Below are 14258 nucleotides of genomic sequence, written 5' to 3'. Positions count from 1 at the left end.
TACTAACTGTGAGCATGCTACCGAAAAGAAACCACGGCCGGCGCCGCGATCGCCATGAGCGTGGACTGCGTGGTCCGCTAGTTGATCGAACATCGCCAGCTTATCGATCCCGTACCCAAAAGTTCGACGATATTTTATCGTGGGAACTCACAGCTTTTCGGGAGCATATCGGGGAAAAACTGGATCGCTATGACGTTGCAGTACTCGATGTTCCAGCTACTGACCCGACACCCTGGGAGGACGGGATACCGTTAGCTCGTTTTCTCCCGTTCGAACGTCCTTCAAAAATTTTAGGGAGACTCGTTTTTTACCGGATGCCAATCGAAATGGCTATTGAGGATGTAGATGATCCACGTTTGTTTATCCATCGGGTAATGGTTGGGCAGATCGCTAGTGCCTTAAATATGGATCCCGATGACGTTGATTACGCGCGCTAGCCTAGGGTTTAATTGTAACTGGAACAGCTTGCGCATCAGCTCCGCGGGCAGTCAATGACACAACGTTAATACCCTGCCCTTCATTGAGCTCCGCAGTGGAATACACTGCTGCATAAAGTGGTTCGGATGCCGAGACCCAAACATATCCTATTGCGTCTGGTAGTTCGACCGTTTGGGTTCCATTCACAGATAATGTTTTCTGGAATTTGGTATCCCCTTGGACGTCATAGCCAGTTACATCTACCGACGTCACTTTCGATGTTGTCATCACTAGTTGTGCTGTACCGTATACTGCTGCCCCACCTGCTCGCAACTGTGGTTGCGCACCAACCCAGGCTTGGTCCATCATATCTCCTGCACTTAACGTCATATTGACGCTAGCGGTTAACGGTTGCTGACCGCTAACTTGCACGGCATATGCACCTGGCTCAATTCCATCAAGAGTCAGGTCAAGAACTGATTGTGCTGGCACCGTGATCTTGTCTGCACCAGGAAGAGGCTGTTCCGTCTTACCGAGAAGCGTGACGCTCACTTGGTTTTCCGAGGTTTGCGGGTTGACGATTCGCAAACTTGCTCCCGCACCATTCTGCGCATCACCATCTGATGTCTGAGCTGGTGGAATAATCACTCCAGGAATCGTTACTTTTTCACCAAAAGCAGCACTGGTGACGAACGATAAGCCCTGCGGTTTAAAGCCATCGAGCGCATTTGTTTGCAACGACGCTGAGAACTCACCAGAATCAGATGTCAAATGCAATGCCATATGCTCAGTCTGTGGAATCAAGCCATCTAAGCTCGTCGAGATTTTAGTTTTAGGTGCAATTGTCAAACGTTTGGCAGTGCCTAAATCTAGCGGACCAGTTTCACCAAATGCTGATACTGTCACTGCGATTGGGTTATCACCAGGGTTAAGGATGGCTAGCGTGTTGTATGTTCCCACCTGTGAATCAGAACCTACGAGCCACAGCGACTGTTTTGCCCATTGACAAGGATTCACGGCCAGTCCTCGCATATCTCCGCCACCAATAGTGATACTCGAAGCTCCCATAATATGGCCATTTTCAGCGCTTGTTCCCCGAGCGTAAACAACTCCAGTTGCCTGAGTCACTCCTAAATCTGACGACGCTGTGGAGAGGATAGTTCGCGAATCAGCATCTGATTTGGTTGCGATATCGAACCAGTGGGCTCCGTCGACAAAAACAAAACCGCTGCCCGAGATAGTTTCTGATTCCTGTGTGACGCTAACGCCTTCAGTAACTGTTCGGTTCGCTCCACCCGTACACGCCAAAGAAAAAGTTTGGTCCGTAGGAATATACTCAGGTGCCGAGACGACGTCGACATGCTGTTGCGGGAGGAAAAAAGCAGAGGCAACTACTGCCCCGGCCATAATTAGCACACCAGCTCCGGTGATGATTGGTTTTATTTTCATCGGCTCCATCCCTTCCGGAATGTTGGCAGTGCAGCGAAAAGACTGAGAATCATTGCGCCTATCATCAGTCCAACGAGTCCCCGGTGTGTCCAATCATTGTTCGATACGATCAATTGCCCGTGTTCTCCTGCTGGCAAAACGAAAGACTGTTGCCAGTTAGTTTTGTTAACCGACAGCAGTTTCCCATTCAGTCGAGCACGCCAGCTTGGCCCGTAGCGTTCTGCGAGAACGATTATTCGATCACGATCGGAAGGACGTATCTGCTGAGTTCTATCGGGATAGGCGACGACGACGTTACTAGCCGAGGCTGTCACTCGCCAAAAGTCTCCTGACTCATGTCCAGAGACATAATCGAGCCCCCGGCTAGCATTCAATGCTGCGACAAGTTCGGCACGCTGTGGTTCATCACTGCGCGGTACAACAATGAGCGATACTCCATGTTCGCTCAAATCATTAGCAACGGAAGCTGACCGGCCCATGATATTAGCTACCGTTTGACCTAAATGATCCTTGGCTGCACCGTCTGCACCACGTGCTTGCTTCACCATAGTCCATTCAGTCAATTCGATGCCGTAACCGCGCCATAGTTGAGCTTCGACACCATTCGAGGCAGCCTGGAGATATAGCACCTTGTTTCCAGAACGTTGATCTTCCAAACCGATAGCTGGAATCAACGTAGCTGGTTGCGGATGGAGCTGGCGGATTTCATCATTGACTAAGATTAGATGCGCACTGGTTCCTACAAGACCAATACCCAAAATCAAACTAACAACGCCTACGCTAAGATGCTTCATGCCAAACGACGCCGCGCGTAGCCATGACCGTGCGCCTGCTAAGCCGCAAGCAATCGCCGTCGTCAACGATACCCACACCATTTCTAGTCCAAAACCAGACCACAATGAGATGTCCTGGTGAACAAACTGAGTAGCCACTAATGCCCACACTAAACCGAGGATCGCAAATAACCATGCCACCCGGATACGGCCGTAAAGAGTCGTGCGAGCCAGCACAAAAACCGCAATGGCAGCCATGCTCAGTGGTAACGCATAAGCTAAGACATTCGGAAAGCTCAGAGTGAAAGACTGATATGGGACTAATGACAGTACCGCAACCGGATCAGCACCTGAATCATTTAATGGCACTCCCGGAGTTGCCAAAAGATACTGCCAACCGGCAAACCTGACACCAGGTGCATGAACTGCAAGCGCCGGAAGAGAAATAGCAATCCACCGCCAACGCCCACGTTGTGCGATTGTTGCAACGATTCCAGCAAGAGCCAAGATGAGTCCGAAAATTGGTGAAGCTAGGGATGCCAGCATCCCGAAAAATGTCAGTAGTCCGGCATCACGAGCTGATCCGCGCCACACGTTTCCGAGAGTATATGCACAACCAGTGAGCCCAATATAGGCCACTATTCCCGGCATTCTGCCAGCACCCAACGCGTCAATAAACGGTGGCGATAATATCCAAACTAAAGCGAGAACTACCCGTGCCTGCCAGCTCACCACGATTCGTCCGATCGCAGCGTAAGCGAGTAAACCAACGAGCGGAATCGCAATATAAATCAGAACTGTGAGTAACTGCCCGAGCGTAATGTGCAACGGTTGGAGAACAGTCAACGGTAACGCCAGAAATACCCATAGCGGATCGATAGCGCCAGGCATTCCGTCACCTGATGCGATCCAGCCAGAGAACGCCGAACGGATTATCTGCAAGCCAGTCGCAGAGCTATGAGCTAAACCACCACCAACTACTGTTCCATTAAAAGCGATCGGCAGGAACAATAGTCCAGCGATTGCGGCGCTAACAACTGCGACGACGATGCGACCGATCTTGCTTTGACGTTGGTACTGGGCACGCTCTTTCAACGTGAATTGATCTGGCGCCACCGCCATGTAGTGAGCGTCGGCGCGAGCCCGCCGCGAATGACGTTTCGCTTGCCGGATACTCCACGGCCGGGCTTCCAAGTCCTTGAGCGCACGTCGGGGAACTACTTTTACTCGACGAATTCGTTCACGGCCACGAATAATCGCATGGAGTCGAGTAACAAGGCTCCAGCCAGCAACTAATTCCGCTTTCGCATAGGCAACATCTTTAGATAAGAGTCGCAAAAACGCGCGAGGTATGCTCCCCAGAACGTAGCCACACCACAAGACCGGCACAAGAAATGCTGGCGCGGCTAGCAAAGCGTTATAAAGTTGATTAGTACGGCGCCGAGCAAAAGAGCCAACAAGCGGCCGTCCCAGCGAAACTTGAGCGTGTCGGATCCGGGCGCGTGGTTCAACCACAACGCGATAGCCAGCGGATCGCAAGCGTCGCGAAAATTCCAAGCCGTCGCCGAATGGACCTAAAGCTGGATCTATCCCACCAGCATCATCCCATGCTTGAGAGCGGACGAGCATACCAGCAGTCCCGACAGCCAAAACGTCTGTTCGGTAATCCAGTTGCCCTTGGTCTAGTTCTCCCATTTCGATTTCCGGGACCCGACGGGCCGAACGTGTTGCGTTAATACCGACTTCTAGTAGTTGACGTGGTTCGGCATCCCAGGACACCTGCTTCGGTCCGACTGCGCCGATCTGACGAGATGTCTCCGCCACCTGGAGCATACGCTCGAGCGCGTCCACTTCCGGTGCAGAATCAGCATGGATCAGCCATAGCCATTCTCCATCTGCATCCGTTTGAGCTAACACTGCCTCTACCGCACGTCCGAAACTAGACTGACGCCCAATAACATGAATATGCGCGTGCGATAATGTTCGATGCAAGAATGGCAAATCTGCATCTTCTTCGAGCCCAATGAGAACTTGTTGTGGTTTCACGCTCTGCTCTGACAGCGCCACCAGCGTTTGAGATAGATAAGGAAAATCACGGCTTTGAGAAATGACAATAGCCGTGATGTTGACGCGGGGTGACTCTGACACACTCACAACAAACCCTAACCGCGTGAGCCTTGGGCAGCCTTTCGTTCGCGCGCTATACGCTTACGATCATTATCTGATGTACCACCCCAAATGCCATGGCGAATATCATTAGTGACAGCGTATTCGAGGCATTCTGCGCGTACCGAACAACTGGCACATACTGAGGTTGCTGGCGCGGTAGATCCACCCTTTTCCGGATAGAAAATATCTGGATCCGTTTGTGCGCAAAGAGCCTCTTCCATCCACGACAAATCTTCCGCAGCCTGAGTGCCATAACCAAGATTAAAGATACCCTGCATGAGGGTTTGGGCATTGCGGGCATCGGAATGCTTATCCGGCGCCGTCCCCATTACTTCCCGCATACCAAGATCCCTTCGAATATATTGCACTATGTAAATTACACGCGTGTCATACCCCAAAAGTCAAGACGATAAGGCAAACTGCCCTCTAGCATTAGAAATAATCACACATCACCACACAACTTGCATTCATCGGTCCACCTTTCCACCATAACGTGCACAGCTATCACATTTTCCTAGTAAGGACGCTCATGAACAGTACACATTCCCTTCTCAATACACTAAAAAGCCGAGGCACCAACCCAGCCTTGACATGGTATGGACCGCATGAACGCATCGAGCTTTCCGGAAAGGTCGTTGCAATGCATCTATCAAAAATTTCTCAATATCTACGCCACGATCTCGGCGTCGATTCTGATAGCCACCTCATCATCGATCTGCCGCCGCACTGGAAGTCGATCCTTTGGGTGCTGGCTGGACATATTGCTGGCTGCCAGGTTGTTAACGACACCAACGATGCGGGCTGGAACGACGTCGTCATCACAGCCACCCCAGAAAGCCCCGTTATCGAGACAACAAACCTTGCCCTAACTCTCCAATCTTTGGCCTTTGAGTGGCCTGGCACTCTACCTAACGGCTACGACGACGCCGCAGCCGCTCCGATGGTCTACCCTGACGTCGTAGATCTATCCCTCATCCCCAATATGACAATTGAGGTTACGGAGCCACCACAATCAGATCAAACCTGCTATGCGGTTATTGCGGATGACCCTATAGAACTGGCAAGGATGTTCGCCGGTGCGATCCTCAATGATGCGGCGCTCGTGATAATGACCCCAGAAAACGACATGTGCTCGATTATTGTGGCTGAAAATGCCTCAAAGTGGGATAGAATTTAACCACCCACGGCAACCCGGCCAGTGGCACATGGTTATATAATTGTCAGAAGGAGTAGGAAACGCGTGGAAAAGTCGAACCAGAGCTCCGGACTCCCTCACCGCTCAGCAACTCATCAACGCAAGCGTGGACCGTGGCGAAACCGCTTTCGCATCCTCGGACTGACCGTGCTAGCGCTCGTCCTCGGTAGCGGTACTGCACTCGCCACAATGCTTCATGAACTCCAGCAATCGATCGTCCAGCACGATCTGACGTCTCTAGTAAAAGAAGCTGAACGTCCTACTGAAAACCAGGCGCCACTTGACCAAAAGGCTGGCAAGCCACTCAATATTCTTCTGTTGGGTGCGGACCGTGCTGACGGCGGAACCCAACGCTCCGATACCACCATGCTGATGCACATCGCTGCTGACCGTTCACGCATCGACGTTGTCTCTATTCCACGTGACACTCTGGTCGATATTCCGCCATGCGTTATGGGTAATGGTGATGAGTCTTACCCCCAAAATGACACCATGTTCAACGCTGCTTTTTCTACCGGCGGTACCTTTGGTGGTGACGTCGCCCAGGCGGCTGCGTGCACCTTGCGCACGGTGGAAAATCTTACTGGCGTTTATGTGGACGGTTTTGCGGTACTCAACTTCGATTCATTCCGAGATGTAGTAGACACGATTGGGGGCATCGATATGTGCTTCAACGAAGCAATCGATGATGCCTATTCCGGGATATCGCTTGATGCCGGATGCCACCACCTTGATGGAACTCAGGCATTAGGTATCGCCCGTGCCCGATATTCGATCGGGGATGGCTCAGACATCGGGCGTATTTCACGCCAGCATCAAGTTGTTACTGCTATTGCTAAGAAGACATTCGGGCTGAATGTCTTCACTGACATCCCGACTCTTTACGGGATCCTCAAAGACGTGACAAGCCACATGGATCTTTCTCAAGGTTTGGGAGATATCCAATGGCTTGGCGGGTTGGCGTATTCGCTCCGGAATGTAGACCCGGACGAAATTAATTTTGCAACGATGCCGTACTATCCCGACGGCGCTCGGGTGCGCCCGTCACAGAATGCTCAGCTTGTCTGGGATGCGCTGGTTAATGATGTGCCGATTCCGGAACAAGCTTTGGCTACTGATTCTGGCCCTGAAATCGTTCGTAGTGTTACCCCGCAACAGCTTGAAGAATTTAAAACTAATATTGGTTCTGGTATTGCCGATTAACAGCGATTGGAAGCTTAGTGACTCAGCCACCTTCTTTTGAACCTCGAAAGCGCCGTCCCCGACCGCATGCTCAAGGAGCACGGAAAGTGGGACGTCCGATGCCGAAAGCGGAAAGCTCGAAGAGTGAGCACAGTAAGCCAACACCTGTTAAATCCTTGCGGTCAGCTCCTCGAGTATCAGGGCAACCACGCGGACCGCGTAGTCCGATCCGGCGTTCTGCTTTCAATAAACCAGCTCCGTTACGTCCAGAAGTTGGATCTGACGCTGCGCCAGCTAACCAACCACCATGTTTCGAACCACAGCAAGTTCCTGCCACGTCGTCTCCCATAGCACGGTCGTTCCCGTCGCAAGCATACACACCGCAGCGAACGCAACCAGCTGCTCAACCACCTCGTGCTCAATTTACCGAGCCAGAACGTCTACTGCCTCCTCAGTCAGCTCCCCGAGCTAGGTCACCTCGTCCCAGACGTGCACGGGGGCTGCGCTTCTATGCACGGTCCGTAGGCGTTATTGTCTTGTTTTGTATCATCGCTGTGTGCGCTTGGGGATATCATCTGTTTAACCTTGGGGATTCTCGTATTACGCGGTTGTCAGCTCTGACCGGTAACCCAGATACTCCGGGAACAACGTACTTGATAGTCGGCTCCGATGAGCGCGGTGGCATAGTTTCTGATCCGACTGAGGGACACCGTGCCGACACCATTATGGTGTTGCAGGTGCCTGAATCTGGGACAACATCCCTGGTCTCCATTCCGCGCGACTCACTAGTGAATTATCCCGACGGCACTTCTGGAAAAATTAATGGGGCTCTTAATTTTGGCGGCCATCAATCGCTCGTTCAAACCGTTGAGTCGCTGACTGGGTTGACGGTTGATCATTATGTTCAAATCGGTATGGACGGCGTTAAACAGTTAACGGACGCGGTTGGTGGAGTGAATTTGTGTCTTGACTACGATGTTGATGATCCATACTCGACTCTCGTGTGGCAAGCTGGTTGCCACGACGTCGATGGCACTACAGCGTTAGCGTTTTCGCGGATGCGTTACCAAGATCCGCTTGGGGATATCGGGCGTACTGCTCGCCAACGTCAAGTGGTGTCAAAAATTATTAGCAAAGCTGCCTCGCCTTCAACTTTCGCTAGTCCGAGCAAACAGCGCGAGCTTGTGACCGCTGCTGCCGATGTGTTGACTGTTGATAACACTGATTCGCTATTTGACGTAGCATGGGCAGGCCTAGCACTGCGTTCGGCGATGGGTCCCGATGGCGCAATGGGAACTCCTCCGATTAGTTCTTTGAACTACGTTGGTGATGATGGTGCTTCCTATGTGCTTTTGAATGCAGATGCGGGCCCTGCGTTCTGGGCTGATGTGCGTGATGGAAAAGTAACTAAGGAAGCCCTAGTACCGTCTTTCTAAGGTAGCCTTATCGACGACGACGACGTGAACGTAACGATATTATTGTGCCTGGTCCTGCGTCGCGCGCTGGATCGATATACTGCGGTACCGCGGCGAGCGTCAACGTGAATTCTGCTGGTCTGCGAGAGGTCAACTCTAATCGCCCGCCGTCTCCTGTGGCGAGTTCTCGCGCAACGGCCAGTCCGATACCAGTAGAGCCCCCTGTCGAAACACCTTTGAGGAAGATTGTATCGCCCAGGCTATCAGGAACACCCGGGCCTTCATCACGGACTTTAATATTTACCATCCGTGCCGATTTTTCAACTGTGACGGTAGTTGTTCCGGCACCATACTTGAGCGAATTTTCGATCAGTGTAGCTAGTATTTGCGCCAAGGAACCCGGCGTCGCCAAAACTGTACCGTAATCTCCTTCGGTAAAGACGAGCTCGCGGTTTTCCTTCGCATATACTGGCTGCCACTCATCAAATTGCTGGATACAGATGTCACGTATGTTTACCGCTTCGGTTGTTCCGCTGGCGCCAGTTGAGGAGGTACGCATCAGCTCAGTGACCACTCCACTCAACCGGTCAATTTGTTCCAATGCCCGCTCAGCTTCTTCCGCTACTTCCGGGTTTTCGGCAAGTAGCTGGATTTCCTCAATACGCATTGATAAGGCAGTCAACGGGGTACGGAGTTGGTGCGCAGCATCAGCAGCGAACTGACGTTCCGCTGCAATACGACTAGCCATTCGCGAGGCTGTTCGTTCGAGTTCTTGATAAACTAAGTCAATTTCCTCAATGCCGGACGATGACATATGCGAACGAACTTGACCTGCTCCGATTTGTTCAGCGGTAGCGGCAAGCAAAACGAGTGGATCTGAAAGAATACGGGCCCGCCGTCGTGCAACAACGGCTCCAACCCAATACGAGACAGTTACTAAAGCAGCTGCTGCTCCAATAAGTTTTGCAATATTAATCAATGCCGAATATTTCGGAGCAGAAATGGTGACCAGTGCACCTTGTGGCGAGAACCTTCGCAGTTCGAAGCGCAATGGTGCCGCTGAGGTCATTGATTCCACGGTTTGCCCGTCTGGGTAGGTAACCGAAATATAGACTCCTGATAACCGTGAGGACTCAGCAAGCGAATCGAGTAGATTGGGCCACACCTTTGAGTTATTTAGTTCAAGGCGACCGACAACTTCGACGACGGCTTGCGATCGAACTTCAACAGTAGACTGGGCATCACGCCAAATGAGTATGCTTCCAAGTAACATTCCGGGAATTGCAATAAACAGCACAGCTACAGCAACGGCCATTCTGACCAGCTCGATTGCCCGTTGGCGCATTGCCCGCCTTCTCCCTAATTTTTTCCGGCGCTTATTTCATTTCAAATCGGAAGCCCATGCCGCGAACAGTGGAAATATAGTGCGGCTCGGTTACATCATCGCCCAGTTTGCGACGTAGCCACGAAATATGCATGTCCAGCTTTTTAGTTGAGCTCTCGGCTTCTTTGCCCCACATAGTTGACATTAGTGTTTCGCGAGATACAACTTGACCCGCGGAACGTACCAGAATCGTAAGTAGCTCGAATTCTTTTCCTGTCAACTGTAGCTCTTGATCTTCGATGTAGGCTCGATGCGCCGCAATATCGATGCTGACATCTTGGGCATGTAACGTTCCTGTGGACTCTTCGATGACCGACGTGCGGCGCAACAGTGCGCGAACACGAGCTAGTAGCTCAGCTAACCGGAATGGCTTGGTCACATAATCATCAGCCCCAGCATCTAGCCCAACAACCATATCAACTTCTTCAGCACGTGCAGTGAGGATAAGAATTGGACACGAGTGTCCAGCAGATCGAGTGGCACGTGCAACGTCAAGACCATCCATATCTGGCAATCCGAGATCAAGCACCATCAGATCAACTGACGATGAAACCGCATCGATTGCAGCCTGCCCGGTATCCACCGCAGTTACGTCATACCCTTCACGCATTAAAGCGCGCACTAATGGAGCAGAAATGGCTGAGTCATCTTCAACAATTAGTACATTCGTCATTTCAGGTCCCCTTGAATATCTAGATCAATGACTTAGTGTTAAGTCTTTACTTCCCATAGTAAAGGAATCTTCAGATGTTTGGTGGTTAAGAAACTGTATTATTAGTGACGTGAAGCTGAGCTGCATCAATATTTCCGATTCCCTGAAGGTTCGGTGTTCCAAAGGGTTCGATACGGTAGGCATGCTCGTCAAGTCGCTTGAGGGCTTCAGCTGTTGGCCGGTCTACTAATATCCCGCCGACCGGAGCGATCGAGCAAAGGCGTGAGGCGAGATTAACTTTTGGCCCGAATACATCACCAAAGCGGGAGACAAGTCCACCCCACACTAATGAAGCTCGAACTTGTGGCATACCCGGGGTTGCTCGCAATGCTCTGACAATTTCAGCAACAACCGTTGCCCCAGTACGCAGATCATCAGCAATATACAAAACCGCGTCCCCAACAGTTTTGACGACGCGTGCGCCGTGAGCTGAAATCACGTCACGGGAGGTAAATTCGAAGGTTTGAATGAAGTCGACTAATTGGTGTGGCGATAACTCACCGGAACGTTGAGTGAACGATACCAGATCAACGAAGCCAACGGCTCGTGTCAGCGGCATGGTGTCACCGCCGCTGTATGACATACCTTCCAGTTCCACTTCAGTGCGCCGCAAGAACGCGGTCAAATGCCGCCGCCATGCGTATTTTGTTTGATATATGAGGAACTGCTCATAGTCTTGGATATGGTCAAGCACCCAGTAGCGTGCTGACACTTCATCCAGACCATATCGATTTTCAGCTTCTTCGACTAAGGCTTCGTATTGCCACAAAACGATTCGGTCGGAAAGTTGGGCCTGGGCACGGATCAAAGAATTTTGGGTGTCCTCATCCATTTTCCCGCGTTTTACAAAATCTTGGTGCGCTCGCATCACGTCAATATCGTATTCAGTAAAAAGAACACTATCTGGATTTTGAATATACGGGAAACCCATCGCCCGCCAAAAACGACGTACCGAATCAACATCCATTCCAGCTAAGTCAGCAGCCTGATGGAGGGCGTATTTCGGGGCGCCTCCTAAGAGCCGACGGGCGTGTTTTTCGACCGTCGTCACTTCGTCATCTATACCATAATTAGGTGTGTCTTGCATCACATCCACTACTCTAGCAAGTTTACTGTCATTTTTGAAGGCAAAAGCCATATTTCTTTAACTCACATTAGGGTACTACTATTTTCTTCAGTCCGTCTGCCGGTAAACTGACAGTTATGACTAGACCACAAACACAAATTGACGAACTTGCAAACTCATACTCTCAAGGAATCCTTGACAGATCACCAGAAAGCGTCACCTCGCTTGGACTCTCCGGGGCTGACGAATCGACATTTTCTGATTATTCTCCAGTTGGATTAGCCGAGGTTGCCGACCTGCAACGCTCCACACTACAAACTCTCAATAGCCTCGAACCCGTAGACGACGTCGATCGCGTCACCATCGCGGCCATGCGGGAACGCCTCGGCTTAGAACTCGAAAACTACGACGCCTACGAGTTCGGGGAGATCAACAACATCGCTTCGCCGCTACAAGGCATCACGGAAGTATTTGACCTAATGCCTACCGAGACCCAAGCAGACTGGGAACTAGTGGCCCAACGTCTGCGCAACATTCCACAAGCACTACGCGGATGGCAAGAAACTCTTACATTACGAGTTGCTCACGGGCCGGCACACGCTAAGCGACAAATTAACCTCGCAATTACCGAAGCACATGAGGTTGCTGGCGAAAATTCCGCCCTGAAGACGCTCGCACAGCGCGGCGCACAAGCCTTTCCGCATCTAGCCGAAAAACTTTACGAAGCAGCCACTCAAGCACGGCAAGCCTACGGCGAACTATCTGATTTCTTAACTGCTGAAGTTGCTCCGCATGGCTCCTCCCGGGATGCGTTCGGTCGCGAGCGTTATGATCGCCAGATCCGCCAATTTGTGGGCGCTCATCTTGATCTAGACGAAACATATGAATGGGGCGTTGCCGACCTCGAACGAATTATCGCCGAACAACAACGTATCGCTCACGAGCTGTATGGTCCGGGAGTCAGTGTGGCCGAGGCGATGAATCGTCTGAACAATGATCCCGCCCGCCAGTTGCACGGAACTCAAGCGCTCCAGGAGTGGATGCAAGGAATCTCAGATCAAGCACTCAACGATTTAGCTGATACGCATTTTGACATCCCCCTTCCGATGAAGAAGATCGAATGCAAAATTGCGCCGTCTGGTACCGGAGCCATCTATTACACTGGCCCGTCAGACGATTTCTCTCGTCCAGGCCGCATGTGGTGGTCTGTTCCAGCTGGAACAGAAACTTTCACAACATGGCAAGAAAAAACAACTGTATACCATGAAGGCGTACCAGGACACCATCTACAAATTGGCTACACAACCTATCTCAAGGACCAACTAAATATGTGGCGCCGAAACTTCTGCTGGGTGTCCGGACACGGCGAAGGCTGGGCACTGTATGCCGAAGGCCTTATGCGTGAACTGGGATATATGGATGAGCCAGGTGACTACATGGGCGTCCTCGACGCCGAACGGCTACGTGCTTCCCGCGTTGTTTTGGACATCGGGGTTCATCTGGAAAAGCCAGCCCCTACGCAGTACCAGCACATTAGCCCTACCTGGAACCGGGACGTTGCTTGGCAGTTCTTGCAGGACAACGTAGCCATGGAACGTTCGTTCTTGCTCTTTGAACTCAACCGATACCTCGGGTGGGCCGGTCAAGCACCTGCCTATAAGATCGGTCATCGGATGTGGAAGCAGTTGCGTGCACAGGCACAGCAACGCGAAGGCGCCGCATTTGATCTCAAAGCATGGCACACTAAGGCACTGTCCCTTGGCTCAGTTGGACTTGACGTGCTGGGTGAGGCGTTGGCATGAAAACATTGCTTCTTGGTTCTGCATCACCGGCTCGGCGCCAAACCCTTATTAACGCGGGGATCACTCCACTCGTTCGGGTTGCTGATCTTGATGAGGATTCGCTAATCGAAGCTTTTGCTGCCGCTCACCCGGATTTGGATGCGCGCACGCTCGCAACCAGTCAGGTGCAGCTTCTTGCTACTAGCAAAGCCAACGCTATTTACGACGTCGTACGCACTCAGCACGATCCGCAACCAACCGTCGTCGTCGGATGCGATTCTATGCTCGAAATGAACGGCGTTATCGTTGGAAAACCACACACACCAGAAGTAGCCCGCGAACGTCTCCATGCCATGAGCGGACAGGTAGGTGCGCTTCATACTGGACACTGCATTATCGATGTCGAGACCGGACAGCATGCCGAGGCTGTTTCAACTGCTTTGGTCTACATTTCTCAGCTAACCGATGCCGAGATCAACGCATACATTGCTACCGAAGAGCCACTGCATGTTGCCGGCTCCTTCACCGTTGATGGCTTTGGTGGCCCGTTTGTCGAGCGCATCGAGGGCGACTACCACGGCATTGTCGGCATCTCGCTACCGTTGGTGCGTAACCTATTACATGAGTTGGGTCATTCGATTACCGAATTCTGGAAACTCTGAAACGCCATGGAGTGTGGGCACAACCTTTGTCCGCGCTCCACGGCGTTCTAATT

General features: G+C 51.7%; 13 protein-coding genes. 6 read left to right on the top strand and 7 right to left on the bottom strand.

The window, feature by feature from the left end; genetic code table 11:
• Positions 1–14: 14 nt before the first annotated feature.
• Positions 15–437, top strand: coding sequence for a metallopeptidase family protein (locus BLT51_RS04035; protein ID WP_231943997.1), 423 nt, complete (start codon positions 15–17; stop codon positions 435–437).
• 1 nt (position 438) lies between these two features.
• Here the strand turns inward: BLT51_RS04035 and BLT51_RS04030 are convergent, their stop codons facing one another.
• Genes BLT51_RS04030 through BLT51_RS04020 form a run of 3 tightly spaced genes read right to left on the bottom strand, consistent with a single transcriptional unit; the run spans position 439 to position 5149 of the window.
• Complete coding sequence (locus BLT51_RS04030; protein ID WP_091280198.1) at positions 439–1866, bottom strand: DUF5719 family protein; 1428 nt, start codon at positions 1864–1866, stop codon at positions 439–441.
• Positions 1863–4787 (bottom strand): glycosyltransferase family 2 protein, encoded by a 2925-nt coding sequence (locus BLT51_RS04025; protein WP_157672892.1) that lies wholly within the window; start codon positions 4785–4787, stop codon positions 1863–1865. Before BLT51_RS04025 ends, BLT51_RS04030 begins: the two co-directional genes overlap by 4 nt.
• 14 nt (positions 4788–4801) lie before the next feature.
• Positions 4802–5149, bottom strand: coding sequence for a WhiB family transcriptional regulator (locus BLT51_RS04020; protein WP_436231430.1), 348 nt, complete (start codon positions 5147–5149; stop codon positions 4802–4804).
• A 188-nt stretch (positions 5150–5337) separates the two neighbouring features.
• Between BLT51_RS04020 and BLT51_RS04015 the strand changes: the two genes are divergently transcribed.
• On the top strand, positions 5338–5985 hold the full coding sequence (locus tag BLT51_RS04015) for a TIGR03089 family protein (RefSeq protein WP_091280193.1): 648 nt from the start codon (positions 5338–5340) through the stop codon (positions 5983–5985).
• A gap of 63 nt (positions 5986–6048) precedes the next feature.
• Positions 6049–7206 (top strand): LCP family protein, encoded by a 1158-nt coding sequence (locus BLT51_RS04010; RefSeq protein WP_091280191.1) that lies wholly within the window; start codon positions 6049–6051, stop codon positions 7204–7206.
• A gap of 70 nt (positions 7207–7276) precedes the next feature.
• Here the strand turns inward: BLT51_RS04010 and BLT51_RS09060 are convergent, their stop codons facing one another.
• Positions 7277–7522 carry a hypothetical protein gene (locus tag BLT51_RS09060; RefSeq protein ID WP_157672891.1) on the bottom strand — a complete coding sequence of 82 codons (246 nt, stop codon included), beginning with the start codon at positions 7520–7522 and terminating at the stop codon, positions 7277–7279.
• Between the two features lie 199 nt (positions 7523–7721).
• Here BLT51_RS09060 and BLT51_RS04005 point away from each other — a divergent pair, with 199 nt between their 5' ends.
• Positions 7722–8621, top strand: coding sequence for an LCP family protein (locus BLT51_RS04005; RefSeq protein WP_157672890.1), 900 nt, complete (start codon positions 7722–7724; stop codon positions 8619–8621).
• Positions 8622–8628: 7 nt separating this feature from the next.
• Here BLT51_RS04005 and BLT51_RS04000 read toward each other — a convergent pair whose 3' ends face one another.
• The 3 genes from BLT51_RS04000 to BLT51_RS03990 all read right to left on the bottom strand — a co-directional run bounded on the left by BLT51_RS04000 (position 8629) and on the right by BLT51_RS03990 (position 11783).
• On the bottom strand, positions 8629–9945 hold the full coding sequence (locus BLT51_RS04000) for a sensor histidine kinase (protein ID WP_091280184.1): 1317 nt from the start codon (positions 9943–9945) through the stop codon (positions 8629–8631).
• 31 nt (positions 9946–9976) lie between these two features.
• Positions 9977–10657, bottom strand: coding sequence for a response regulator transcription factor (locus tag BLT51_RS03995; protein WP_091280182.1), 681 nt, complete (start codon positions 10655–10657; stop codon positions 9977–9979).
• 85 nt (positions 10658–10742) lie between these two features.
• Positions 10743–11783, bottom strand: a complete 1041-nt coding sequence (locus BLT51_RS03990) for an adenylate/guanylate cyclase domain-containing protein (protein ID WP_091282559.1) — start codon at positions 11781–11783, stop codon at positions 10743–10745.
• 116 nt (positions 11784–11899) lie between these two features.
• Here BLT51_RS03990 and BLT51_RS03985 point away from each other — a divergent pair, with 116 nt between their 5' ends.
• Together BLT51_RS03985 and BLT51_RS03980 are read left to right on the top strand one after the other, a co-directional pair.
• The gene (locus BLT51_RS03985) at positions 11900–13564 is read left to right on the top strand and encodes a DUF885 domain-containing protein (protein WP_091280178.1); all 1665 of its coding nucleotides are present in this window, start codon (positions 11900–11902) and stop codon (positions 13562–13564) included.
• A complete protein-coding gene (locus BLT51_RS03980) occupies positions 13561–14205 on the top strand; it encodes a Maf family protein (protein WP_091280173.1) in 645 nt (214 codons plus the stop codon). The genes BLT51_RS03985 and BLT51_RS03980 overlap by 4 nt, the downstream gene beginning before the upstream one ends.
• The last annotated feature ends 53 nt before the right edge of the window (positions 14206–14258 follow it).

This window comes from Arcanobacterium phocae (assembly GCF_900105865.1).
GTDB classification, from domain to species: Bacteria; Actinomycetota; Actinomycetes; order Actinomycetales; family Actinomycetaceae; genus Arcanobacterium; species Arcanobacterium phocae.
The sequence above is the reverse complement of the archived record's forward strand: the minus strand, read 5'-3'. Positions and strand labels throughout refer to the sequence as shown.